The organism is Agrobacterium cavarae, assembly GCF_004310285.1.
GTDB classification, from domain to species: Bacteria; Pseudomonadota; Alphaproteobacteria; order Rhizobiales; family Rhizobiaceae; genus Agrobacterium; species Agrobacterium cavarae.
Map to the genome: position 1 here is coordinate 1 of NZ_SISF01000029.1, position 25873 is coordinate 25873.

Here is a 25873-nt window from a genome sequence, read left to right on the forward strand (position 1 = left end):
CAGCGCCAATGGTACTCCGTCTTAAGACGCGGGAGAGTAGGTCGCTGCCAGGTCTGCTAAACGCAACTAACATCAGTTTATCTTCTTCTCACACCTACGGCTTAAGCCGAATGCAAAAGCCGCCCTCAAAGCGGCTTTATCCAATTCTAAGACATATCCCGATCCAAGTCGGGGACGCAGTCAACGCGGGGTGGAGCAGCCCGGTAGCTCGTCAGGCTCATAACCTGAAGGCCGCAGGTTCAAATCCTGCCCCCGCAACCACTGATAACGACACTCCCGTGAGATCACTTCCGGGAGTGTTTGTTTTTGTAGCCTTTTCAATAGCTTGATGCTCCGTCCAGTTCAGGATCGTGCCCAGTTCGCCGTGAAGCGTGGCGAAAATCTCGCCGCGTTCCGGCCCCGGCGTCAGCGAAATCTTCTCGATCAAGCCGCGCAATGTCTCCGTCGCTTCCTGCCGCTCCTCCTTGCGATTGAGCGCCTTCGTCAGGGCAGAAACCTTCTTCGCATAGATCGCCGAGGCGCTCGGCAGAATGTCCGGTGTGTCCTCTGGCGCGTCGGCCAGCAGGGCGTTCAGTTCGGTCTTGCGCGCCTCCAGCGTGTCCATCTCTGCCTTCATGCTCTGATGGAACATGCCAGCCTTGATCGCCTCGATGATGCCGCGGATCTGCTTCTCGATCTTCACCAGTTCTGCTTTCCAGGCATCGCCGCTGGAGCGGCGTTCCCGGTTCAGCCGATTAGTTTCCTCGGCATAGGCGCGCATCGCCTCCTCGACGATCTCAGGCGCCATCATGCGGTCCTTCAGGCCGGAGAGCACGCGTGCTTCCAGATCCTCACGCGGGATCGTGCGGCTGTTTGAACAGGCGCCCTTGCTGATGTGGTTCGAGCAGGCGAACCGATCAGCGCCGCGAAGCGAGTAGGGGCCTCCGCAGCAGCCACAAAACACCAGGCCGGACAGAAGGGACTTCGGCCGACGTGTGCCGTTCAGGCGGTTCTTTTTGTGGTGCTTGCGCACGGCTTCGTTGACGTTGGCAAACTTCTCCGCGATCTCGCCCTGCCGGATGCGGACCGAATGCCAGAGTTCGTCATCGACAATGCGCAGCTCCGGCACATCCTTGATGATCCATTCGGATTCCTGGTTCAGCCGCGACACGCGCTTTCCGGTGGATGGATCTTTGATGTAGCGAAGCCGGTTCCAGATCAGACGACCGATATAAAGTTCATTGTTCACCAGCCCCGTGCCGCGCTTTACATGGCCCCGGATCGTGGTGTCGCTCCAGAGCTTGCCAGCCGGACCCGGGACACCTTCCTCGTTCAATGTGCGGGCGATGGTGCGGGGGCCAACGCCGGCGGCGAACTCGCGGAAGATGCGCCGGACAACATTCGCCTCGGCTTCGTTGATTTCCCGGTCGCCGCGAATGGGATCACCGCGCGCATCGAGCTGCTTGACGACATTGTAGCCAAAGCACAGACCGCCACCCGATTTGCCGTCCTCGACGCGGCCGCGAATGCCGCGATGGGTTTTAGCGGCAAGGTCTTTCAGGAACAGCGCATTCATCGTGCCCTTGAGCCCGACATGAAGCTCGCTGATCTCGCCCTCCGACAGCGTGACAATCGGAACGTCTGCGAACTTGAGGTGCTTGTAGAAGGTGGCGACGTCAGCCTGGTCACGACTGATGCGATCCAGTGCCTCTGCCAGAACGATGTCGAACTGGCCAGCCTGCGCATCCTGAAGAAGGGCCTGAATGCCGGGGCGCAGGATCATGCTCGCGCCGGAGATGCCAGCATCCTTGTAGGTTCCGACGATCTTCCACTTCTCGCGCTTCGCCTGCTCGCGGCAGATACGTAGTTGGTCCTCGATCGACGCTTCGCGCTGATTGTCGGAAGAATATCGGGCATAGAGCGCAACGCGGGGCATATCGGCAGTCCTTTCAAGCTCCGTGTGAGGGGGCAGGTTAATTCTGTTCAGGGTCGGAGGCGGTTTCGACGGCTTTGCCGCTGCGCTGCGCCGCTGACAGCAGCTCGTCATATTGGGCGGCTGACATCACCACGAACTCTCGCCGTCCATGGCGCGTGATTTCCACCGGCTCACGGTGACACTCGTTCAGATAGTGTCCGAACTTACGCTGGAATTCGAGGGAAGTTGTGGTTGGCATTGCAGACTCCGAGAGAATAGGTCTGCTTATATAGTACGTATTACACGTATAAATGCAAGGGAATTTGCAGGTCAGCTACGCTGGTGGCGCTGTGCTTTGCGCTCCGCTTCCAGTCTACGCTCAAACTGCTCGCGGGCAATCTGGCGACCGATCAGGCGAGCCAGCGACATCACGGCAGCGTCTTTGCGTGCGGGATCATTCCGGTCCGTTTCCGGTCCGGTCGAGGGTGTAACCTCGATAGTGATCCTGTTCCGCTTAACCGCCATCGTCACCATTGTCCCATCCCCGGAAAGGGGCTGGGCAATGGAAGCGCGGAATGTCATGTCTGAAAAGGCTTCCGGGACCGGTGTGCGGCGAATGGGATGCCGTGGCGTATAAAAAGGATGGCCCCTCAGGCGATGTCGGGTAATCGGTGATTTAGACAACAATGCCTGTCATCGTCACAGTTCGAATCCCTCTTGCTCCGGCTGTCGTCACTGATCGGCTTTCCGGGCCATGCGGGATAGCGATGAGAACTACGTCTACTCCATAGCCCTCCATAACCCTCCAAAATAAGCCTAGGGTGATCGTCTTTGGGTCAACGCGGGTCATAGAGATTGCTCAGCGCTCCCTCTATGTTCTAACCTCGGGATCACGCAGGAGTCCTGATTGAAGCGATCACGATGCGCCGTGTTCAACAGCCGATGGAGCAGCAGCAACGGGGCAAGAACACCGCGCTCATCGTTCTGGCCGCGTTCGAGCGGGGCGAGGATGGCGACCTGAGGCCGGCATTCGAAGCGCAGCAGATGCCGAGCTGGGATGATGCCGTCGCCCGGGCAAAGCTGATGTCGCCGAGCTATGCCGGCGTCATCGCATTGAAGATGCCTGCCAACCCGGACGAGGGCGAATTCGGCAAGCCCGAGGTGCTATGGCAGCACGGCGAAGCGCCCGATCTGGAGTAGAGCCTTACCGCTGGAAGTAGCTGTCGCCGCCTTGGAGCCATTCCTTAGAAACACGCTTCCCGGCAATCCTGTCGATGAATGCCTTAGTCGCCGCACCTGTTGCCTTCGACGCATCGCCGGTCACTCGCCCGCCAAAGATTTGAAGCAAGCCGCGTTCGTAGAGATGGTCGCAGCCGAACACGCAGAGCGGCATGACGATATGCGGGTCGAGACGTTCGCGCTCGTTGCAGAGTGATCGCTTTTTCTTGTGCGCCGTGACGAGGGAGGCGACGTCGTGCTCCTCGCCGCAGATGGCGCAGCAGTGCGTCTTGCGGCCTTCGAAGAGGTATTTGGACAGGATCGATTGCTCGCGGCGGCGCGTGCTCTGCACGTCGGCATCCGTGCTGCCGATTGCGCCGATTCTCTGGAGGCGCGCCGCGAAGCGGGAATAGCGGTCGTCGTCGGTGAGCGCGTCGTCCACGGGCTGGCGTTCCAACGGCCTAGGTCGGCCGACGAGGCTGTAGACGAACTGCTTGCGTCCGGCGGACCGGTCGACGTTCACCAACGCGTTCGCGCCGATCGTCTTCATGAACGAAGGGATGCCGTATCCGAGCGACACAAGATGCGCCCGTACCGTGACGAAGTCGGATGGGCCGTTCTCGCCGAGGAAGTCGACGATGTCGGTTTCGATATCTGTCAACTCGGTGGTCTCGCCCTCGAATCTGGCCATGCGCTTGCCGCACTGGAAGAATTTTGAGCCGCGAATGTATTGCTCGATGGCTGCTTGGTCGGGATAGGACAGGTCTGTCGAACGCCGGCGCAGTGCATTGGCGAGTGTCGCGGCGAGGCGGGAGATCTCGACCTTGTCGAAGACGGAGAAGACCTTCTCGGACATGTTGACGAGGACGTTCTCGCGATCCTCGAAGCAGTAGCGCGTAATGCCGCCCGATTCGCCGACCCAAGCCTCGGGATGGAGGCGGATGACTGCAAGCAGCGTCTCGAGCTCGACATCGATTTGCGAGAGATGCGCGACGTCCGCCAAGCCGACGAGGCCAGGGATGCGCCGCGTCTCCTTGACCGCGGCCTTGAGGAGCTTGACGCTCTCGCCGTCGAGGATCAGATAATCTTCGACCTCGTCGAGCTTGGAACGGGTCAGGGAAGTGATGCGGCCATCGTAGAGGCCGTACTGGGTGCAGAGGCCGAGGCCCTGCATCATGTTCAGCACGCCCAGGATGTTAGCGTCCTCGTCGGCCCAGCCTTCGTCGACCAGAAGGTCCGCGAGATCGGAGGCGAACCAGATGCCGAAGGCCGAGATCCGTTCGGCGCAGGCGCGCAGCTCAGGCAGGTCCTCGGCACCGACACGATCGCGGTAGTTCGCAGCGATAATCTGACGGGTGCGTTCGCGGGTGATGCCGCCAAAATGCTGACCGGTCTCCTCGAGCGTCGGCCAGGTCGACGAGCCGAAGCCGTTGAAGAAGGCCACGACGTCGATGTTGCGCGCCTTGGTCTCGCCTTCCGGGATGGCGGAATCGAGATGGGTGAGGAGCTCCTCTTCGAGCGTAACCGTCAACGAGTGTCCCTCAAATACATATCCACAGATTAGGCTAAGTCAGCAGCAAGCGCGGCACCATATTGTAGTGAAGTCTCCCCAGTCCTAACAACAAAAAACCGTAAGCGGCCTCTGGGCAGCACGATCAGCTTAGCATGACGGCATTACTTAGATGTAGCTATTGGTAGGCAGACGAGCGACGGGTCTATGCGGCCGATCCGTTCTGGCGGAAGCCGCGTAAAATTTGTGCCGTCAGTTTGCCAACTGTCCATGTCGCTCAAGAAGCCGCATTAGGGCGGCATTAGCATGCGTAAAGTTCGAGAGCTGCCCCTGGAGCTTATAGGCCCACTTCTCGCCATGGAAAAGATTGTTTCGGAATCGCCAGACGATCATCATCACCGTGAGGAGCCGATCGCGCGGATCGGTGTTGCTTCCATCGAGAACCGACTGGACGATACCGGGCTGATCTGCGGGGCGCAGATTGAGGTGGGGAAAGTGGTGCGTGAAGCCGCCGTTGGCGTAGTAGCGCTGCTGAAAATAAGCCAACTCGGCGCTATATTGATCGGCATCGAGCGTACCGCTATCTCGCCATTGGTCGACTTTTGCGCAGATTAGGTCGGCGCGCGCGAAATTGCCCATGACCTGGGCCTCGAACAGGCTCCACAGGAAGGTGAAGTTGAAGATCGCGCTGCGATCTGCTTCGGGTAGCGCCTGAAATCCCGGCGCTTTTGCCAATAGCCATTGCATACTCATTTGGTGCCCGTTCCTCAGATGGCCTCTATCGTCTCTCATACCTAGTGCTGGAGGACGGTGTCGGCTTTTCAGGGGTATCCGTCCGAGGCGTCAATGTGATGTTCCTCGGGTCGATGAGGAGTTTCAGATCGCAGGCTGTCGCCTGATCCATTCCATATTCTTCAAGGTCGTCGACCTCTGGTCTAACATCGAGCGCTTCGAAGCCCATCGACCTGTACCGCCATTCAGGATCGTCGGTCATCTTGAAGAAGACCTTCGCGCTGAAGGTTATACTGGTGTCGGCGAAGGACGTGCTGTTGAAATACAGGCCTTCAGGCGGCGGCAACGAATCTTCAATCTCAAGGCTCTGGAATTCGAAGCGGGCCTCGGATTGTGGCTTGAGCAGAATATCCACCGCCATGCGCGCTTCATTGGCCTCCCAGAACGCATCGAACTTGAATCTAGCGGTCGAACGAAGGCCTGCATTCGTGAGAAGCTGAAGCCACCCGTCCAAGAATGCGGAGATCAGCGGGATCTCCTCGAGGTACGGTCCGGTGATGGGTTGATCGACCGGGAAGGCAATCGGCGGGATGCGGTCATTTCCGGCGATCATCAGGGTCGCTCGCCCCGTCGCCATGAGTGTGAGAGCGCGAAGCAACTCCGCCCACTCCTCCAGGGAATGCTCCATGTCGTCGATCGAGCCGACGCTCTCGAACTTGAGAGCCGGCGGCGTCAGCCGGATGATGAAGTCTTGGGTGCGGATGAGAAGCTCTGCTCCATGAGGCTCCGCCATCGGCGGGCCGATGAACATTTCGCCGTCGAACCGCGCCGCTTGTCCGAAGTTGGGTCCGCGGATCGAAATCTCACAGGAACCTAGAGTAGGAGGCGTAAGGCGCAGCTCTTCGATGTCGTCGAACAGCGTACCTTGGTAGGGCAGACGTATGCCGAACCGGCTGTCGAACACGCGGAGGCTATGCGGCTTCAAGGGTGCGAGGCCGAGCAACAGATTGCTGAAATGTTCCGGACCCTCGATCTGGATGAGTGCCTCGGCCTCGAACTGGCCGTTTTCATAGCCAAGTTCGGCGAGCTGTCGTTGCTTCTCGATTGTATAGGCACCGGGATTTTGCCCGCAGGCAGCAGTCAGGGCTGCCAACAAGCCGGCGGGGGTCGGCTCGAAGCGTACCCCGACTTTCTCGTAGTCGTAGCTAATATCGGTGTGGTTGATGTCGTGAGCCTTGCGGGCCTCCGCCAGTCTCAATCGCTTGAGAACACGCGCGAGCTCATTCCCGATAAGATGGACGAGATAAGCGGATTGGAGTTCGCCGTCGGCTCGCAACCGAAACACGACGATGAGCGCAGGCCGAGGGTCCTTGGCGAGGCGATCGATGGCGGACAGACTGAGGCGGATACGATTGCCGGCGCGGCCGAGTGTCGACTTCAACTGCACCCGTGCTGCGTTGGTGGGGCGTTGATCGAGAGGTAGTGCCTGACCGGCCGGCCCCATCGAGAACTCTACGATGAAATCCCAGCCCATCACGTCGACAGCGCTTTTGTTGCAATAAAGACCCGCGCGCTCGCAGAGCACTTCGAACTGCCGTTCGCCGATGCGGCCAATGCGATCGGAATCTAATTCGCTCTCCATGTGCAGTCCGCCCTCTTAGGCCACCCCAGCATCAAGTACACGACCACATGCTGCTACCGTTCCACACAGATACAACATCGATTTCGCACGCGACATACCAACATACAGGGTCTCTCGATCAACAACTGGATCAGATGCATCCAGTCCCCAAAGTATTATAATTGCGCGCTCGAGCCCCTTGAACTTGGCTACGCTATCCACTGTTATTGAGCCCTGCCCATAACCTTCGAGATGACCCCATCGAGAGCTTTTGGGGATTGTCATTGCCGCCAACGCCCGCTCGAATGACGAGCGGGCACGCCCGTCGCAAAGCAGGACGCCAATGTCGTGGGGAGCGACGCCTTCGACAGCAACCAAGCGCGTGACAAGAGCAGAAATTGCGCGCGCTTGCCGATCGATGTCGGGTGCGGTCAGAAGCTCAATTTTCGTACCGGTGATCTCTGGAGCCTCGATTCTAACGCCCCTATAGTATCGATACGCGGCAGCATGAATGGTCGTCGTGTTTCGGCAATTCTTATCGAGCAGCATCGGCTCGCCTTTGATCGGAATCGCAGCCGAGCGCCCGTAAATGTTCTGGTTCTCGTCCAAAAATACGTAAAGTAGGCCATCGGCATGATCGGAAAGCATCATCTCGATCGGCAGCCAGAACTCATCGCCAAAGTCCTGTGCCTCATCGACAATAATCGCATCATAATTCGGTCCGAACGCGTCGATCGCGAATGCGAGGGCTATCGGCTGGTGATGGTCGAACTCCGTTCCGCCGGGATAGTCGCGTCGCGCCTCAGCCATCAGGTCGCGGCCCAACTCGGACTTCGCCTTATCGATCCAGCGCTTACAAAGCTGGTGGAAGGTGGCGACATCGAGTCCCTCAATGCCCTCGCACTGCTCGCGCAGGTGGTCGGCAAGCCCGCGATTATAGCAGACAAGAAGGGTCTTGAGGCCTTCCTCGGCCGCGCGCGCCGCCTTTTCGCGAGCGATTAAGGTCTTACCTGTTCCCGCGCCGCCCGCAACCATGACACGCCGCTGCCGAGACAGAAGGTCAAGGATCGCCGCTTGTCGTTCCGTCAGCTCGATCCGGGTCTGCTCCTCCTGGACTAGTCGCGCCGATACCAAGGGTCGGGTCGTCGATACGCGAGCTAATATACGCTGCACTGTCGCGACACCGCCTGCGCCAAGCTCGGACAATGCGCCCTGACCGCCGGGACCTGCCCAGTAGGTAAAAGCCCTATCGACCCACTGCGATATTAAAGCGATGTCCTGGCGACCGCCGATGATATCGAGAGGTGCGTCAGGGCCTACTAAGCCACCAACCCCGTCCACATCCGGGAAGAAGGCGGCATGCCCGAGCGGGATGCGGCCCAAGCCCAACTTCTGCCAGAACGGGCTTTCCTTAAGCTTCTCAAGGATCGCGAACTTACCCCTCATCGCCTGTTCGAATGGGTTCGTGATCTCGTGCTCGTCGCCATGTCGATCGATCGATGCGAAACGACGCATAGCGTAATCGAGAATCACGCCGCCGCCTTTCACCTCGACGACCAGAAGGCCATGCTTCGGGTGGCAGATGAGGAAGTCCACCTCCCCATCGCGCGGGCCCGCCCCTCGGGGTTTCGCGATCCACTTAACCGAATGAAGCACGAGAAAGTCATCGCTAAGTCCCGATCGGAGCGCCTCATGGAGCTTCCTCTCGGCAGAGGATTCCGTCGATGCATCAAGCGGTGGAATACAGATCGCCATCGTCAGTCCACGAATTCTAAGCTGGAATTGAACGGGATAAACTTGCGCCCCTCGTCACCGAAATTCATCAAAAGTGAGATCGCAATTCCGCGACGATTGACCTGTTCGATGGTGCCGATGCCCCACACGGCATGCCTCAGCTTGACACCCACTTCCAGATTGAGGTCGGCGGCCGCCCCGACCTCTTCGATCACGCCCTTCCATCCATGGTCGAACCAGTATTCTACGACTTTTGAGAACGGGTTGGCGATTGCGCTTACCCGCTGGTTTTTCAGGTCGCGCGCATGTTCCACTACGTAAAGCCAATATTCGCCCGGATAGGTCTGGGCCGTCGCGAACTGTATGTGCGATAGCTTCACGCCTCGCTCCGTCCATTCACCCTCAAGGCCCTTCACTTCGATTAGGCGACGCTGCATACTATCCGCGACAGCCGACACGATGTCGAAGCCCGGATTATTATGCGGCTGCTCGATGGGCTCACGCCCAGCTCGCCTCTCATATTTGAGGACCGCCTCGATCGCCGCGACATCGATCAGCGAGCCAATATCTTCGCCCGAAGCATACTGATCACCTGATGCTCCCTCTCGGGGCGTCGCGTTCGCATAGGAAAGCAGGCGAGATCGTCGCTCCTGGCGTTCGGCCCTTGAAGGCCCTGGCCGGCTGCGCGATCTCGATCCCCAGCCGCTACCACCGGATACTCCGCCTTCGGTTGGTTCGCCCGTTTCAGCTCCGAACTCGCCGCTGTCGGCTTTGGATGCGAAGGCAGTGTCTTCGGCCCTCTCGCTCTCCCCTGATTGTTCGCCCGCAGTCGTTCCATGATCGATGGCATCGACTTCTTCAACGTCGGTCTCAGCCTCGTCGCTCTCTGGCGATAGATCGTCAGAGGCATCGTCGTGATCATCATCAGCCGCCCGCCCGTTGATCGCTTCGTCATCGGCGCCGCCTCCGCCGATGGACACCTCCTCGTCGCCCGCGACCGTTTCAGCGGCGTGTTCGTCCTCGGTATCGTGCAAGTCCTCGGTCTCGGGCAGATCTTCGTAGGGGGCCTCGGGTGGATGGTAGTTCGCATTCTTTAGCGCCCGTTCGGCGTCAGCCCTAGTCGGCATAGTTACAATGTACGCCGCCGTCATGATTACCGGCGGCAAATCCACCCCGATGGTGAGCTGCTCCAACGGCGCGAAGATCGCCTTGAAAGCAGCGGACCAGTCAAAACTCTCTCCCGGCGCAGCCCGGACGAAGAGAAGCGAGGTCTCCGCGTCGAAATAGGCGTCGGCCTGGCTCACAGGTGAGCGGACCGGGGGATCAAACTCTACAATCTCGACATGGACCCGCAGTCGCTCAACCGTCCGCACCTCGATGCGGCTCAAAATGCTCCGCAACCGATCGCGAAACTCCACATTCGGTGCCAGCCAAAGCAGGAGATCGCCGCGTGTCCGCAGGCGCTCCGTCGCCGCCGGCGCTGAAACCCCGTTCGGGACCTCGGCCAGTGCGAGGCGTCCGATATCAGAGAACCTGGCGACACCGAGTTCCCGATAGAGCCGCGTCGCTGCAACCCGCGAGACCGCGGGCGGCAACACAAGTCTCTCGTCGAGGGCGCCGGCGAACGGTTCGACAAGGATCGGCGAATCCAGCCACGCAGCTTCATCGGCCCAGATCGTCGCGCCGTTGAGGTTGAGCAGAACGGGCTCTTCACCGACTGTCCGAAGCTCGGCAAGAACGTCCTGATCTTCCCGCTCGAGTGCGTTAGCGAGCCAAGCAAGGCATCGCCGATGCACGTCTTCGTCGAGCTCGCCGATGCTCGCCTTTGTGGCGATGCCCTTCAGGAGATTGACGTAACTTGAAGCGGTCGGAGCGTCTTCGACGCCGAGATGACGATAGAGCTCCTCGCGCAGCCGCATCCGCGGGCTTGGGGCATGCCAATAGCCACGGAAATAGGTGGGCTCCCAAAAAACCTGATCTGCACGAAGATATTCGTCCAGCTCGGGATCGTAGATGAACGCAGTTCCGGAGAGCCTGTCTATGGACGTAGCGTCGTCCCCCCCGAGGCGCTCGCTCAGCATGGCGTAGACGACATCGGACGCAGGGCTGCCGTTCGCCATGCAGTATTCGAGATGGGCGACGACGGTCTCCGTTGGAGGCTCCGCCTTCATTCCGAGGAAGTCGAGAAAGTCGACAAGCGAACGACTAGCTTGCCCGCCGCCCCGTAGGATCGGCAGATCGACAACATTCACCTGCGACGCGTAGCCTGCGGCACGGAACGATCGATAGAGGCCCGTGGGGCCGAAGCGTTTTCCCTCGACCCGCTCTCCGCTGATAGAAGCGGGCAGCCAGGAGATCGACCTGAGCCGTTCGAGCGCGGTTCGCTCCTCAACAGTCAGGCGAGCAAAGCGCTCCAAAATGTGGCGGACGATCGGCTGCGTGCGGTCTGCAATCTGATCGATGGTGCCGGTGGTGGCTATCGTATCGATGCGTGAAACCAGATGCTCGATGGACACCGTGCGGCGCATTCCGAGTGGGCCTTCCAGAATGTCCTGGAAACGCGCCGCTGCCTGTCCTGCCGGCATCCAGTTCTCATCTACGAAAAATCGCTCCTCGCCGCCGAGCAGCGCGTCGATCTGCGCCGACCAAAAATAACACTCAGTGGGTCGGACATAGGTCCCAGCCCGAGTACGGACAAAGGAAAGGCCTGCTAGCGACCGTAGGCCACCTCCCGCGTCCAGTTCAGCGCGATGCTTCAGAATCTCGTTCAGGAGTGCAACATATTGTTCCCGTGTCGGCTCACCCTTGAGGATGTCCTCAAGATGATCGTCGACATATGCCTGAAAGGTGAGCACGTCGACGCGCAGCCAGTCCCGCGCAAAGGCCTGTACGTTGTCCGACATCAAACTTGTGTCGACAAGTTCGAAGTAGCCGACCGGATCTACGAAACCGCCTGGCAGTTGGCCGCGCGAAGGTTCGACGAACCCCGAACCTGTCCGCAGAAAGGGGGTGGTCGCAAGCTTGGAGCAGGACGCTGCGGTGACTCCATCGGGTATGAACGCGGGCAAAAGATCGTAGAGTTCGCGTTGGCCCTCATCACCGAGACCGATCACCGCGCTCGCCCTCTCTTCATCAGGGATTGCAGCTACAAGGTCCCGAGCAAACTCGTCGAAGCGATACACGTCGATCAACGCTGCGAGCGCCTCGAACGCGAGTACCTCGTGCTGAACCATAGGCGTTCCCGGCAAGAACCGATGAATCCGCGCTGTCGCGATCCCCACAGGCGGGCGATAGATGTCGTCGATCGACGCCAGCGCGCCATCATGGTCCAGAATGAACTTGATGGCCTTCAACCGATTGACCAGGGCCGGAAGATCTTGGCGCGCCTTCGATTGCGCCAAGATCGCATCAACAGCAGCCCATAGTTCCTGCAGATTGGCATCTTCTGCGGTGATTTTTTTGACTTCAAGCGCGGCGACCAGAGCTGGCAGACGCAAGGGAGATGCAGCGAGGGCCTGGAAAACCGACCAATAAGGGCGAAGATCTGGATGGAGGAGTTTCAGTTCAATTGACGCGAGGGCAGCCTGAGCTTCAGCAGAAAGCTGCTCTGGGAGATGACAGTCGCTTGGCAGCGCCATCTGTTCGTCCACCGTCAGCACGCTATGCGATGCCTTCGCGGCGACCTGTATTTCCAGCCAGAAGGATTGGAACGAGGCCTTGTCCTTCAAGGCGAACGCGGTGCCTACCAAGGACCATAACCGGCGCGGGCCGATGAGATCCCGCACCTCCTCGAAGCTTTCCGCTATCGCCTTGGCGGCCGCGTCTAGGAGTAGTTCGTTCCAGTACCTTTCGTGCTGCTCTCCGGTAAGCGTGATCGTGCGCCGTGTGGGGTGCGGAAAGAAATCGGCATTGATATGCAGCGGCATGCCTGAAGTCTGTTCCGTCGGTAGATAGGCATAGAGTAGGCCATCAACAGATTCGTCGTGGACCGGCATCGCGATACTCACGATCGGCGAGCGATCCAGCTCGACTAGGGTGGGAAAATCGTCAAAAATCCGCCTCTCGACCGCGAGATCAGATGCGTCCCGCGTCAGGATTTTCCATTTCTCTTGCTTGCCCTCCGGTTCAATCTCGAGATCGACCACGCCTCCATGACGGGTAATGGTTACAGAGCGCTCGAAAATTCCGTTCTTGGAGAGTTCAATGGTTCTCAGGTTGCGAAGGAAGAAGAGCCCCCTTGCCATAACGTCTGAGATCGCGTCGACCACGAGGCGAACCACATCTGCCGGTGTTGGGGACGCATTGAGGCCCTTGCGAGTATCGGAAGCCAGAGCGGCCCACGGCAACTCGAACTCAGTCCCCCCACTGCGCGGAATCATCTTCGTCTCACCTGAGCCGTCTATGGGGATCAGTTGCATCTCGATGCCCCTCGACCGCACGATGGGAGCATCGGTGACCTGATAGACGGAAACGAACCCGATCCCGAAACGCCCGATCTGAGAAGCGACACGAATCTTGCTTCTGCTGCCCATACGAGAGATCGCATGGAAATTGCATGCTCGCTTATGGCCCTCAGGATCTCCACTCTGCTCCCAAGGGCAGCGAATCTCATGAAGCCCGCAGGTTGAAAACTCCGCGTTGTTCCGGATGAACAGGCCAGATTCGGTCACGTCAAACGCGAGGCTATCCGCTCCCGCATCGTCCGCATTCTGGATGAGTTCGAGCGCCATAACGCCAAAGCCCTGAAGGCCGGCCAAAGCCTGCTGAATATTACCCAGCAGATCCGCCTCATACGCAAGGGTGATGGGTTTCAAAGAGACCGACGCCCCCTCCGCATTCAGCATTCTGAATTCCTCCCAAGTTTTGTTATTATGGCAACAATCTTAACGCTGGCAATGCTTGACGCAAGTAACAGAAATTGTGGTGGAGCGCCTCATTTTTTAGAACTAGTAAGATACTCACATGAATAGCCGATATGGATAAACATTCCGAGGCAGATCGGGGACATTCGCGATTGTGCGTGCTAGTTTCTGTGAGTAACGAATGCTGACCGGCACAGGATCGTAAAGTGCGTCGTTATTCCAATCCATCTTGGTCAATGCCAACGCCTCGTGAGCAGTTAATTCGAGCGGGCCGCTGCCGGCATGACGGATTAATTGCAGAGGGCGCGGTATGCTCTTCTTGCCCTGATAATAGTCACCCTTGGTCGATACTTCGGGTGCATTGCCCGCAACCCATACCAGCGCGGAGTTGCCGGAGCGTACCACCATCGTTCCCCGAGGCACGGGATAGCCTGATGGCTTTGTGGGTGGCTTTTTCTGGCCAGACTCGATCAGCCAGACGCCGCGCCAGCACGATGCCGAACTGACCTCGACGCACTCGATCTCCGCGACCCCGGCCAGCGCATCGAACGCCCCTTCGATCTCGCTCTCTTTGAACGCCGTGGTCTTGTGGATAACCATTCTTTTAGGGAGGTTGCCACCATTGCGGCCTTGGTAGAGCGACAGGCTGCGAGCAAGAACCGCGCGCATGTCGTCACGGCTGAGAAACGGGTTCCTCCTTGCCTCGGCAACGTCGGCGACGGGGTCCCGGGCTTCGAAGGCCACGAACTGCATACCGCCACCATCCATGTCGAACACCTGTGAGCAGCACGTCACGTAGTGTGCATCACGCTGATCGCCGCGCAGCGCATAAGCGAGCCCTATATATGCTGTGTCGGCTGGAACACCCTTCAGCGGTGCCAGCTTCCACGGCGTTCCGGCGGCTTTCACATAAAGAGCCGTTGCCAGCCTCCAAGCAAGCGACGCCTTGTGCGTGAAAGTGAAGACGCGGTCGTTCAGCACCTGGGTCGAGATATTATATCGAGCGCCAAGTGCCTTGAGCACGTCATGGGCGTCGAAGAGTTTACTGCGTGTGGCAGGACTCCAGCTATCCGGGAAGTGGACGAGCACGACATCGAACTCGTTGCGCACCATATCCAGCCGTTGGAGCGCTGCTTCCATTGCTTGGTAAAGTCGGGTTTGTGGGTCGCCATCTCCGGGCAACTCGCGAAGGTGCTCAGGCCATTTGATATGAGCCTCGCGCGGTGCTGCTTCTAGAGCCACACGGAAAAGACGCTCGAAGCCGGGATATTGTGGGACATATTCTGACCTGTCGGACGGACGATGCGCGTTCCGCAATAACAGCATCAACTCACCACGTCGTTTGAACGCGCTCTCTGGCCCTACTGTCGCGATCCTTATTCGTGAGGTGTAGCCGCCGAACGATCCCTTCGAATAAGGACCGAAGTTCGCGAGACCTCGAAGCGGGTGGACATCGACATGCGTCGTATCCGAGGGAGAGAAAGAAAGGTTCGGCTCCGCGAGCAACGTGAAAGGTGGAAGCTTTGTCAAAGGGACCGAACTGCTCATTACTTGGTCCTGTCGAAATAAGCGTGGTGATGCCCTGGGCGGCTCCAGCCCGTGATTGGTGAAACTTCGAACACGGCATCCATTCCCGCACCGTCCTGCAGCCCGAAAGCTCGCTTAGTCTTACCGCCGGTGTCGGTGAGAAGTAGAGCCCATGCGGCAATGATGTCTGCCCAGTTCCTGTTATAGCGCTGCGCCCAGCGTTCCCTGCGCCAATCGCCTGCTGGATCACCACTGCGCTCAGGTCGCGCCCCCATAGGGTCGAATCTGGAGTTTTCCGGGTGCGCGGAGCTTCCAACCTCGGTCGCATCGGCGCGCGGAATGTGCACGAACGTGTAGGGCTCGAAGCCGAGCCACCAACGCCCGTTGATAAGGTCCAGCTTCAGGAATAATCCCTCCTGAAATGGGAACCCGAGACTAGGAACTGTTCCTGTCAGATCGCTTTTGTAGGCGTTACGGAGGTTGGACAGCGCCTGTGCGTTCCGACGAGCCTGTTCACGATCCTCTCCGTCGCGAGGCGGCGCTATAACCACGGAATGGCCGGAGCGCTTGTAGCGCGGAATCAGCGGTAGGCGGCGCGCCAAGCTTCTGACCAGTGCATCATAAATGAGGCCCATTGCCCAACTGTCTGTGGCCGGATCGAGCTTGATGTCGCCGTCGAGCCTTGCCCCAAGCGGTGCGAGTGCACCGAGGATTTGTTCATCGCTGCCGAAAGCAGCAAACTCTCGCCCGTTTACCGCAACTGTCGCTTTAATTCCCTTCTCCTTGAGCATTTCGCGCACGATCGGAGAGGTCGTGTTCTGCGCGAGTTTTACGCGACGAGCGTTGCTCGGCATACTTTCGATCAGTAGTGAGGAGTAGCGCAGAATAGGGAAGGCTCGAGCTTCGGTGGTGGGTAGTTGCACCGGAACCAAGCGCGGTGTCGGACGCCCCTCCATCACCCGATCGAAAAGCGGCTTGGGCAGATCGGTTATCTTGATGATATCGGCAGCAAGTTCGTCGAAGGTTGCGCACTCGACAACGGCTACGTCCACGCCAGCCGCCCCGGCGCGCTCTAGGAATTCAATCACTGCGGGCAGTAAACGCGAAGCTGACGAAGTGAGCCAGTACAGCCCGTTCGGAAATGGCGAAGGCACATCGAGAACCGTGTTCAGCGCCTCCATGATCGAAGCGTCGCGTCCGCTATAGCCGACGAAGACCATTCCGAAGCGCTTGCCGGATTCCACCAGCACATGCCGCATCCGGGCGTCCTGTTCCTCCAGTTCCGATCCCGTGTTCTTAATCGCGATCGACTGATAATCGCCGTGGAGCTTAGCGACCAACGGCCAGTCCGATTCATTGAGGCACCGCATGGCACGGTCGGCGGAATCGATCGCCGCAACAGTCGGGCGGTTCTGGCCATCTATCGGGAGGATCGCATTTGCCGAATGCGTCGACTCCTCGATAAGCGGATCGAAGTTCGTGGTGAAAACGCTATCGACCTTGCCAGCAGCCATAAGGCTGCCAAGCACCTTATGTCCAAAACAGGGAGTACCCTTGGAGATCGCATCGTCTATATACTGTCGGCGATGCCGAGCCTCTGGATATACCGCTTCGAAGGCCTTGGCATACTCCGTAGGATCGCCGTCGGGCGGCAACAGTGAAGTTTGCCGAAAAAAGGCATCGATCCTGTCGATCCACACTGGATCAGCCGTATCGATCTCTCGCTTTGACAGGTTTGTCTCGCGGCAAAAGATTTGCGCCTTGAAATCGCGGATCATGGCGTAGCCGGTCGGAATGCCAGAGGCGGCCGATGCGCCTGCGCCGAGGAACCACGCCACGAGATTGGGCCTGAGATCGAATGCTGTCGCGAATTGTGCAGCGGAGATAGTTTTTATCGGCACAGGCTCCCCTTTCAGGCCGTCGTGGGGAGCGGGTCGGTTCCCTCGCTCAAGATGGCAAGATAACGCCGGTAACTGAACACGCGCCCCCGTTTGCGTCCGGTGATTTCTTCGACGATGCCGAACCGTTCCAGATCGGCGAGCGCCGCATTGACAGTGGGGGCTGAGAGCCCTGTTTGCTGAACGAGTTGGTTGGCCGTCAGGAACGGGTTTTGCTGAAACAGATCGTGGATACGTAGCGCGGAGCCTGCCCGGTCGCTTTCTGTCGTGATCCGCTCGCGGTCTTCCTTGAACAGATCGACAATCCGGGTTGCTGCTTCGAATGCTTGATTGGCAGTATCCGCAACACCGGCAAGAAAGAAATCGAGCCAAGCTTCCCATGCCCCGTGCTCGCGCACCTCCTGAAGCAGTCGGTAATAATCGGCGCGATGAGTTTTCAGGTACAGGCTCAGATAGAGCAGCGGCTTGCGCAGCACACCGTTGACGCACAGGTACAGCGTCACCAACAAGCGACCAATCCTGCCGTTTCCATCCAGGAACGGGTGAATGGTCTCGAATTGGACATGCAGCAGCCCAGCCTTGATCAGTGCGGGCAGGCGCGAGCCGTCCTCGTGCATGAAGCGCTCAAGCGCATCAAGACAAGCATCCATCTCGGTCGGCGGTGGCGGCACGAACAATGCGTTGCCTGGACGTGAACCACCGATCCAGTTCTGAGACCGCCGAAACTCACCGGGATTTTTCGTGCCGCCACGCCCGCTTTGCAGCAAGCGTTCGTGCATCTCGCGGATCAGACGTAGTGACAGCGGCAGGTCTTCCAGACGCTCCAGCCCATACATCATCGCATCGACGTAGTTCGACACTTCACGGATGTCGTCGATCGGCTGGCCGGCTTGCGCCTCGGTTTCGAAGCGGAGCAGGTCCGAAAGGGTCGATTGCGTTCCTTCTATCTGGGACGAAAGGACGGCTTCCTTCCGCACGTACATGTAGAGGAACAGTTCTTGGCGCGGCAGCAACATAGTGATGCCGTCGAGGCGCCCTAAGGCCCGTTCCGCCAAACTTAGCCGCTCCAGAAGGGTCAGCACATCGATCGGCGGTTCCGGCGGCAGTGGGGGCGGTACGAAGGTACGCACGATTTCTCCCGCAACAGGGGTCTCGACGAAGCGGCCTAGCCGGAGGTTGGATGCTGATTCGGGCATGGTCCCACTATGCGGGCGTTACACTATTTAAGCAATTGGCCTTTGGCTTAAATAGCGATCAGGCTAAGGTAAGCGACCTTAAACAACGAACGACACCATCATCGGTGGGTACGCCCATAAGGTTTTTTGGCAGTATTTTGCTGTCTTCAGTACCTGAATCACGCCGAAAGTGTTCGTAATGAGAGGATTATCCACGATGACACTGCAACAATGGAAAACGATCTGCGAAAAGGTTACGAACGATATGCTTATGCACACCCGACCGTTCGTTACGCCACTTGGAACAGCAAACGAGTGGAATGTCCGCCTTGTGGGGACGGGATCATACGTATCGCGCGATGCTCGCCGCATGGTGCTCACTTGTGAGCATGTCGCCCAAGAACAACCGATGCATTACCGATTCTACGGCAGCGACGATGTCTTTGAGCATCAAGGGACATGGGCGATGGAAAAACACCCGATCGATGCGGCCTTTGCAGCCATCAGTGACTCGGCCTGGAACGCGTGCTCGCATCAGGCACAAGTCGTCCCTATAGAACGCTTTGCCCTGCGTCACGCGCCATCGCAGCGGGCCGAGATCCTATTTTTCCGGGGGTTCTCGGGGGAAAACGCCCACTACGCATTCGATGTGCATCAGACGAATGGAACTGGATACGCCACACAGGAAAAGAAGAATAGCGGTGACGACCAGATATTCGAGTTGTTCTGGGAGCCCGAGAATACAAGCCTGACCAGCCAAACCTCGCAGGAGGCCGCCAAGGAAATGAAATTCGAGGATGCCCAAGGATTCAGCGGATCGTTGGTCTGGAACACACGCTATCTGGAGGTAACGAATAGCGGAGGCCAGTGGACACCTGGCGATGCGGTGGTCACTGGCCTGCTTCGTCGCTGGGACAAGGACACGAGGACGCTTTTGGCCTGGCGCATCGAGCACCTTCGCGATTGGCTGGATACCAATTGGGTATGAGCTTTTGGCAGGTAACTGATTTTAGACGTAAACTAATCTGAGCGGGGGAAGGCCTTCCCCCTGGTCGGCACTGGCGTTGCCGACGCACCCCCTTCAGCGGGGAGACCCCGCAACGCCCCCTGAGAGTGAGAGTGCGGACGGGTTTTCCGTGACGGGTTGAGGGCTGGAAGAGAGGCTTCCGGCGCCCGTCGCGGAGATCATCCCGATGGCCAGACACGATCACAGCCCCGCTGACGGTGGCGCGCGCAGTAACCTTTACGACGACATCACCAACAAGATCATCGCTGAGCTGGAGCAAGGGCGTCTGCCCTGGGTCCAGCCCTGGGGTGCGTCGCCCGATACCGCCCCGCTGGGCCTGCCGAGAAATGCTTCAACCGGCCGGTCCTATTCCGGCATCAATATTCTCATTCTCTGGGGCGCGGTCATCCAGCACGGCTTTCCCGGTCAGGCGTGGCTGACTTTCCGACAGGCGCTTTCGCTGGGCGGCAATGTCCGGAAGGGCGAGCGCGGCACGACCGTTGTATATGCCGACCGTTTCACCCCCGAGGACGAAAAGCGCCGTGCCCGCGAAACGGGTGAGGATGCGCATCCCATTCCGTTCCTGAAGCGGTTCACGGTCTTTAACGCCGCGCAATGCGATGGCCTGCCTGATGACATCACGGCAGTCGCGCCACCACCGCCGCCAGGGCTGATTGAACCTCGGGTCGAGGCGCTGATCCGGGCCACCGGCATCGACTTCCGTATCGGTGGCAATCGCGCCTTCTATATGCCGTCCCTCGACTATGTGCAGGTGCCGCCTCCGCAAGCCTATTTCGAGCCGATCAACTGGCACCGGACGGCCCTGCACGAACTGGGTCACGCCAGCGGCCATCACAGCCGTCTCAACCGCGATCTGACCGGCTCGTTCGGTTCGAAGAAATACGCCTTCGAGGAAATGATCGCGGAGCAGACCGCGGCTTTCAGCTGCGCCGCGCTCGGCATAGTGCCGACTGTCCGCCATGCCGATTACATCGGGTCGTGGCTGGAATGCCTACGCGAGGATTCCCGCGCCATTGTCCGCGCGGCCTCGCAGGCCAGCAAGGCGGCGGACTGGCTGTTGTCGCATCTGCCAGCCGAAGACACCGTGGAGCCGGATGCCGGCGTAACTGATCGGAGGGCTGCGGCGTGATCCTCCTGACCGGCACACAGCGCGACCGTCTGCTGGCGAATGGTCGCCAGCGCGATCAGGATCACATCCCGGTCGTGAAGTTCTTCAACCCGCTCGGTGAAGGCGTCTGGCTCGCCACCGAACTGGATGACGATGGCGACATCATGTTCGGCCTGGCCGATCTCGGTTCTCCCGAACTGGGGTCGTGGAGCCTGAGCGAGATGCAGTCAGTCCGGCTGCCCTTCGGCATGGGGATCGAGCGCGATCTGCTGTTCACCGGGGATTTCCCGATCTCGGTCTGGGCCGAGGCCACCCGCGAAACCGGCAGCATCCGCGTCGCAGAGCGTCTGCTCTACCGCGTCGGCGCGAGCTTTTCCCGTACATCCGCCGATACAGAAAACCGGAGTGCCTGATTTCCGGGTTTCAGGTTCTGCGGTTGGCGTCGCTCTCTTCAGAGGAAGAGGGCGGCGCTTCGCTTCGTGACGGGCTGATAGCCGGGGAGAGAGGCTCACTGGCGTCCGTCATGGAGTAACTGACATGGCCACTGCCGTTCAGAAGATCACCCTTTCGTCCTCGCGCGACATTCCCTTCAACAAGCTGGTGCTCAGCCAGTCCAACGTCCGGCGCGTCAAGGCCGGGATCTCGGTCGACGAACTGGCCGAGTCCATCGCCCGCCGCGGCCTGATCCAGTCCCTGCATGTCCGCCCGGTGGTGGATGCCGAGGGCAAGGAAACCGGCATGTTCGAGGTGCCGGCCGGCGGTCGCCGTTTCCGCGCGCTGGAGCTGCTGGTCAAGCAGAAGCGCCTCGCCAAGATCGCGCCGGTTCCGTGCGTCGTGTCGGAGGCCAGCGCTGATGTGCTGATCGACGAGGTTTCGCTCGCCGAGAATATCGAGCGCGCACCGCTGCATCCGCTCGACCAGTTCCGCGCCTTCCAGACCATGCGCGAAAAGGGCATGACCGAGGACGCCATCGCCGCCGCCTTCTTCGTGGATGCCAAGGTGGTGAAGCAGCGCCTGCGTCTGGTCTCCGTCTCCCCGGCATTGCTCGACGTCTATGCCGAGGACGGCATGACGCTGGAGCAGCTCATGGCCTTCAGCGTCAGTTATGACCATGCCCGTCAGGAGCAGGTCTGGGACGCGATCAAGGATGGCTGGCAGAAGGAACCCTACCACATCCGCCGCCTGCTGACCGAAACCACGGTCCGCGCCGCCGACAAGCGGGCGGTTTTCGTCGGCATTGCCGCCTATGAGGAGGCCGGCGGCTGCGTGCTGCGCGATCTCTTCCAGCAGGATGATGGCGGCTGGCTGCAAGATCCGGTGCTGCTCGACCGCCTGGTGGGCGAAAAGCTGAAGGCCGAGGCAGAAGCCATCGCCGCCGAGGGCTGGAAGTGGATCGAGGTCGCCATCACTTTTCCATATGGTCACGACCATGGCCTTCGCCAGATTGTCGGCACCACGGTTGAACTGAGCGAAGAGGAACGCGCCACCCGCGAGGCACTGCGCGACGAATATGACCGGCTTGAAGCCGAATATGGCGATGCCGACGAATTGCCTGACGAGATTGACGCCCGCCTCGGTGAGATCGAACAGGCGCTGGAAGCCTTCGAGCGCCGTCCGATGACGTTCGACCCGGACCAGATCGGCAAGGCAGGCGTCTTCATCAGCATCGACGCCGATGGCGCATTGCTGATTGAGCGCGGCTATGTTCGCGCCGAGGATGAAACGCCTGTGGAACCGGAAGCTGAGATCGTTGACCCGGAAACCGGCGAGGTGATCCAGCGGGCCGAACCGGAGGTCAGCCACATGCGTGCAGTCATCACGCTGGGCCGCCAGCCGGTCGAAACGGAGGAGGAAGACGAGGCCGACACCATCAAGCCGCTGCCCGATCGCCTGATTAGCGAGTTGACCGCGCATCGCACCTTGGCGCTGCGGGATGCGGTGGCAGTGAACCCGCATGTCGCCATGACGGCACTACTGCATAGGCTGGTCATGGATCGCTTCATGCCGCATTCCAGCAAGGGATGCCTCGAAGCGCAGGTCCGAAAAGTGGATCTGCCCGCACAGGCCGAGGATCTGCGCGATAGTGCCTCAGCCAAGGCCATTGCAGACCGGCACGAACGCTGGGGCGATCATGTCCCGGCAGACGATGCCGCCCTCTGGGATTGGCTGACCAATCTGGACGATGGTTCGCGGATGGACCTGCTCGCCCATTGCGTGAGCTACGGTGTCAACGCGCTCTACGAGAAGCCCAACCCCTACAGCGGCACGGGCGTCAGCCAGCACGGGCTGGACATCCGCCTGTCGCAGGCTGACCGGCTGGCCCGTTCGACCGGCCTCGACATGGTGGCGGTGGGCTGGCGACCCACGGTCGGCAATTATCTCGGCCGCGTGACCAAGCCGCGTATCCTTGAAGCTGTGCGCGAAGGGGCCGGAGACCGGGCAGCCGAGCTGATCGGACACCTCAAGAAGGGCGACATGGCCAAGGAAGCCGAACGCCTGCTGGCGGAGACCGGCTGGCTGCCCGAGCCGCTGCGCATGGTGGATGAGGGCATCGAAGTCGATCCGGCATCGGGCGCTGCGGCGGAAGCCGACGATCTGCCCGATTTCCTTACCGGCGATGGCGAGGACGACCCGGCTGACGACGAGGAAGATCAGCATATGGTCGCCGCAGAATAGCGCTCATGCGGGGCGGCTTCGGTCGCCTCGTTCCAACCGCCCCGTTTCCGTAACTCGCCCGGTCCTCGTGATCGGGCTTTTTCTTTGGAGAGCCGCCATGCCGATCAGCATCGACATCGATCAGATTTTTCTGGAAGACCGCGAACATCCCCCGTCGGATCGAACCTTACCGTGGACCGAAATCCGCGATGGCATCACTGTTGTCGTGGAGCCAAAGCCTCATTGGGCCGAAGACATGCGGGTGTTCCGGCTGGATGCCCGTGAGTATTGCCGCTACGTCGAGTGGACAGCTCATGGTGCTCGTGCCCGTTTACTCTGTCATATCGATACCTCGGGCGACGACCTTATAATGAAGGCGCGCGCGATGATCGCCCGAGAAATCGCCGATGGGCTTTGGAACTGAAGACCCGATCGCAGGGTGTCGGGCCGTGAGGATGCGAGGTCTGCACCGGACGGGTCCAATCCAGCTTCACCATGCAATCCGCCATCCCATCAGGACAAGCGGCAGCCATCTCTGGCCTGAAGGGAACACGATCCTGATGCCAGCATGGTGGCAAGGCTGGCGCGGCAGAGCATCTGCGACGGGTATCCGGCATCCTGTCAGATGCGAAAAACCACCCCCGCTTCCATTCGCAAACCTTGGTCCGATCCGTCTCTTTGACATTCAACCCCAAAGGGGTCGGCTTACGCGCGCGTGCCGCCCTCGGGGATTCGGAAAAAGTCCGAACGCCCTCGGGTGATTGCAGATCCGGTCAGACACTTCGGGCGCCTGTCGCGCGGGGGATGGTCCCCCGCCTCCCAAGACAGGAACCGGAACCCATGTCCTATGCAGATGCCACTGCCTTCGCCGCCAGCCTCGCCACCACGCTGATGGTCTCGATCGTCGTGTTCCAGGCCGGAGACGGCACCCACGCCGCTTGCCCTGCCGCCGAGTTCGACGGCGACGACGACATGGTGAAGCTGGAGCTGGACCCATGGGAGTAAGGCGCGAAAGCGCCTCATCCCCGACGGCCCGAGCGCGGCAGCCCGCGCTTCGGGCCTTCAGCCTTGCGATGATCCTCATCGCCGGCAGCGGAACCGGGAACAAGCCCGGTCAGAGAGGAAGAGTGCGGGCCGTTCGGCCGTGACGGGTTGAAGGCTGGAGAGAGAGGCTCACCGGCACCCGTCATGGAGTGATCCCGATGACCTTTGCCCGTTCCGAAACATTTCGTTCCATCGGTCAGATTCTGGCTGCCGATGTGCTGCCCGCGCTTTATCGGACGCAAAAGCTGCCGCTGCGCATCTCGTGCCTCGGTGTGGCCAGCTATGACGCCAGTGACGCGGCGAACAGCTTTGACCGAGTGATCCCGCTTGGCGAATGCCCGTCACCTGAAGAGGCCATTCAGGCCGCATCCTTGCGCCTGTCGCGCGGTGATATTTGCACGGGGCCGGACAGCTTCCCGTCCTTTCAGCCGCGCATCATGCTCATTCAGGACCGCGATCAGCGCCTGGTCCTCGCCGGCGAAATCCGCGCCGGCATTATCCTCTGGCAACAGCCCGTCGCATGCGATGCCGAGGCACGCAGGATCGTGACCGAGGCCAGCGGCCTGCGCGGCATGGCATTCCGGGCCACGGACCCCGGTGATGCGAGACGGCTGCGTTACCGCGCCGCTTCGCTGGAGGCCCGGCTGGTCGATCCCTTCTGGCGCGATGCCGCGGCTGATCTGCTCCGCCTGCCACAGGCCGCCTGAACTTCACTCATCCCCGTCATTCCGCCCGGTGCCATGCCGGGCTTTCTTGTTTCAGGAGGCTGATATGGCCGATTACCACACCCACTTTTCCTGCCTGGTCGATGTCGGGACGCATGAGAATGCCGTCCGTGCCGTCGATCTCTATAATGCCTTGCCGGATGGAAGCAGTGCCGAACATGAACCCGCCAACAGCTTCCTGCTCTCGATCCAGCCGGAACATGACGGCACGCAGCTCTGGATGCGTGATGACGTTACCGGCGATCCCGAGCATGTCATCCGGTTCGTCATGCACTGCGCGGCCACCTTCGGCCTGACCGGATTATGGGGACTGCAATGGGCAAACAGTTGCTCTCGCCCCCGTCTGGATGGCTTCGGCGGCGGGGCGCAATTCCTCGATCTCGCCACCGGCGAAACGCTGGACTGGATCGACACCGATGGCTGGCTTTCCTCGGTTCTCGAAGGGAGAGATCCCTATGCCTGAGATCATCGAAACCACCGTCTATCGCTTGGGCGAATTGTCCGATGCGGCGAAGGACAAGGCCCGCGCCTGGTATCGTGAGGGCGGCTTCGACTATGACTGGTACGATGCCGTCTATGATGATTTCCAGCGCATCGCCGAAATCATCGGGCTGAACCTCAAGACTCGCCCCGTTCGGTTGATGGGCGGCGGCACCCGGCAGGAACCCTGCATCTGGTTCCGGGGCTTTTCCTCGCAGGGGGACGGCGGGTGCTTTGAATCATGGTATTCCTACCGGAAGCATGCGCCGCGCCTTATCCGGGAATACGCCCCGCAGGACACCGAACTGCACCGCATCGCCGACGCCCTTCAGGCGATCCAGCGCCGCAACTTTTATCAGCTTCGGGCGGATGCCAGCCATCGCGGCCATTATTATCACGAATACTGCATGTCGATCTCGGTCGAGCGCGACAGCCCGACCTGGCAGGACATGACCGCCGATGCCGAGGAGACGATCATCGAGGCGCTGCGCGATCTGGCTCGATGGCTCTACCGCCAGCTTGAACGCGAATATGATTATCTGTCCTCGGACGAGGCTGTCGATGAAACCATCGCCGCCAATGAATACACATTCACCGAAGCCGGTCGCCGCTTCGGATGATCCTGAGAAGACACTGCCAAGCGCCCCGCCGTCCGGTCGGGGC

At 60.0% G+C, this 25873-nt stretch carries 22 protein-coding genes, 1 tRNA gene and 1 pseudogene; 12 read left to right on the plus strand and 12 right to left on the minus strand.

The features are described from left to right. Positions 1-184: 184 nt before the first annotated feature. Positions 185-261, plus strand: a tRNA-Met gene (locus tag EYC79_RS10120). Positions 262-328: 67 nt separating this feature from the next. Next, positions 329-856, plus strand: a complete 528-nt coding sequence (locus tag EYC79_RS23765) for a hypothetical protein (protein WP_245495245.1) — start codon at positions 329-331, stop codon at positions 854-856. 3 nt (positions 857-859) lie between these two features. On the opposite strand, the pseudogene EYC79_RS23770 reads toward EYC79_RS23765, so the two are convergent. The 3 genes and pseudogenes from EYC79_RS23770 to EYC79_RS10135 form a co-directional block, all read right to left on the minus strand. Further along, positions 860-2026 (minus strand): annotated as a pseudogene (locus EYC79_RS23770) (recombinase family protein); the annotation flags it as partial. Next, positions 1953-2153, minus strand: coding sequence for a type II toxin-antitoxin system prevent-host-death family antitoxin (locus tag EYC79_RS10130; RefSeq protein ID WP_112520492.1), 201 nt, complete (start codon positions 2151-2153; stop codon positions 1953-1955). The gene EYC79_RS10130 and the pseudogene EYC79_RS23770, both read right to left, overlap by 74 nt. Positions 2154-2224: 71 nt before the next feature. After that, positions 2225-2419, minus strand: coding sequence for a hypothetical protein (locus tag EYC79_RS10135; protein ID WP_205654359.1), 195 nt, complete (start codon positions 2417-2419; stop codon positions 2225-2227). Positions 2420-2815: 396 nt separating this feature from the next. Between EYC79_RS10135 and EYC79_RS10140 the strand changes: the two genes are divergently transcribed. After that, the gene (locus EYC79_RS10140) at positions 2816-3094 is read left to right on the plus strand and encodes a hypothetical protein (protein WP_245495246.1); all 279 of its coding nucleotides are present in this window, start codon (positions 2816-2818) and stop codon (positions 3092-3094) included. Between the two features lie 4 nt (positions 3095-3098). Here the strand turns inward: EYC79_RS10140 and EYC79_RS10145 are convergent, their stop codons facing one another. From EYC79_RS10145 to EYC79_RS10180, 8 genes are all read right to left on the minus strand, one after another. After that, positions 3099-4643: a sigma-70 family RNA polymerase sigma factor gene (locus EYC79_RS10145; protein ID WP_112520491.1), complete on the minus strand. Its 1545-nt coding sequence runs from the start codon at positions 4641-4643 to the stop codon at positions 3099-3101. Positions 4644-4874: 231 nt separating this feature from the next. Continuing rightward, positions 4875-5375 carry a hypothetical protein gene (locus tag EYC79_RS10150; RefSeq protein ID WP_245495247.1) on the minus strand — a complete coding sequence of 167 codons (501 nt, stop codon included), beginning with the start codon at positions 5373-5375 and terminating at the stop codon, positions 4875-4877. A 25-nt stretch (positions 5376-5400) separates the two neighbouring features. After that, complete coding sequence (locus EYC79_RS10155) at positions 5401-6996, minus strand: hypothetical protein (protein ID WP_130977889.1); 1596 nt, start codon at positions 6994-6996, stop codon at positions 5401-5403. A gap of 15 nt (positions 6997-7011) precedes the next feature. Continuing rightward, positions 7012-8730, minus strand: a complete 1719-nt coding sequence (locus tag EYC79_RS10160) for a UvrD-helicase domain-containing protein (RefSeq protein ID WP_130977890.1) — start codon at positions 8728-8730, stop codon at positions 7012-7014. 2 nt (positions 8731-8732) lie between these two features. After that, positions 8733-13553, minus strand: a complete 4821-nt coding sequence (locus tag EYC79_RS23775) for a protein NO VEIN domain-containing protein (protein ID WP_245495248.1) — start codon at positions 13551-13553, stop codon at positions 8733-8735. 114 nt (positions 13554-13667) lie between these two features. Continuing rightward, entirely contained in the window at positions 13668-15119 is a 1452-nt protein-coding gene (locus tag EYC79_RS10170; protein ID WP_130977891.1) for an argonaute/piwi family protein, read from the minus strand. Further along, on the minus strand, positions 15119-16999 hold the full coding sequence (locus tag EYC79_RS10175; RefSeq protein WP_245495249.1) for an SIR2 family protein: 1881 nt from the start codon (positions 16997-16999) through the stop codon (positions 15119-15121). The genes EYC79_RS10170 and EYC79_RS10175 overlap by 1 nt, the downstream gene beginning before the upstream one ends. Positions 17000-17010: 11 nt before the next feature. Then, on the minus strand, positions 17011-18192 hold the full coding sequence (locus tag EYC79_RS10180) for a Fic family protein (protein ID WP_130977892.1): 1182 nt from the start codon (positions 18190-18192) through the stop codon (positions 17011-17013). A 196-nt stretch (positions 18193-18388) separates the two neighbouring features. On the opposite strand from EYC79_RS10180, the gene EYC79_RS10185 reads away from it, so the two are divergent. The 6 genes from EYC79_RS10185 (at position 18389) to EYC79_RS10210 (ending at position 23966) form a co-directional block, all read left to right on the plus strand. Continuing rightward, a complete protein-coding gene (locus EYC79_RS10185; RefSeq protein ID WP_130977893.1) occupies positions 18389-19159 on the plus strand; it encodes a hypothetical protein in 771 nt (256 codons plus the stop codon). A 205-nt stretch (positions 19160-19364) separates the two neighbouring features. Beyond that, positions 19365-20327 carry an ArdC family protein gene (locus EYC79_RS10190; protein ID WP_112520485.1) on the plus strand — a complete coding sequence of 321 codons (963 nt, stop codon included), beginning with the start codon at positions 19365-19367 and terminating at the stop codon, positions 20325-20327. Beyond that, positions 20324-20719: a DUF2958 domain-containing protein gene (locus tag EYC79_RS10195; protein WP_130977894.1), complete on the plus strand. Its 396-nt coding sequence runs from the start codon at positions 20324-20326 to the stop codon at positions 20717-20719. Before EYC79_RS10190 ends, EYC79_RS10195 begins: the two co-directional genes overlap by 4 nt. A 124-nt stretch (positions 20720-20843) precedes the next feature. Continuing rightward, positions 20844-22982: a Spo0J and enkurin domain-containing protein gene (locus EYC79_RS10200; RefSeq protein ID WP_130977895.1), complete on the plus strand. Its 2139-nt coding sequence runs from the start codon at positions 20844-20846 to the stop codon at positions 22980-22982. 97 nt (positions 22983-23079) lie between these two features. Further along, complete coding sequence (locus EYC79_RS10205; RefSeq protein WP_112520482.1) at positions 23080-23385, plus strand: hypothetical protein; 306 nt, start codon at positions 23080-23082, stop codon at positions 23383-23385. Between the two features lie 416 nt (positions 23386-23801). Further along, complete coding sequence (locus EYC79_RS10210; RefSeq protein ID WP_010335706.1) at positions 23802-23966, plus strand: hypothetical protein; 165 nt, start codon at positions 23802-23804, stop codon at positions 23964-23966. A 14-nt stretch (positions 23967-23980) separates the two neighbouring features. Here the strand turns inward: EYC79_RS10210 and EYC79_RS23435 are convergent, their stop codons facing one another. Further along, positions 23981-24151: a hypothetical protein gene (locus tag EYC79_RS23435; RefSeq protein ID WP_162693020.1), complete on the minus strand. Its 171-nt coding sequence runs from the start codon at positions 24149-24151 to the stop codon at positions 23981-23983. A gap of 12 nt (positions 24152-24163) precedes the next feature. On the opposite strand from EYC79_RS23435, the gene EYC79_RS10215 reads away from it, so the two are divergent. The 3 genes from EYC79_RS10215 (at position 24164) to EYC79_RS10225 (ending at position 25830) form a co-directional block, all read left to right on the plus strand. Then, positions 24164-24712, plus strand: a complete 549-nt coding sequence (locus tag EYC79_RS10215) for a hypothetical protein (protein ID WP_165457006.1) — start codon at positions 24164-24166, stop codon at positions 24710-24712. A 64-nt stretch (positions 24713-24776) separates the two neighbouring features. Continuing rightward, positions 24777-25193, plus strand: coding sequence for a hypothetical protein (locus EYC79_RS10220; protein WP_112520480.1), 417 nt, complete (start codon positions 24777-24779; stop codon positions 25191-25193). Beyond that, on the plus strand, positions 25186-25830 hold the full coding sequence (locus EYC79_RS10225) for an antitoxin of toxin-antitoxin stability system (protein WP_130977897.1): 645 nt from the start codon (positions 25186-25188) through the stop codon (positions 25828-25830). Before EYC79_RS10220 ends, EYC79_RS10225 begins: the two co-directional genes overlap by 8 nt. Positions 25831-25873: the final 43 nt, after the last annotated feature.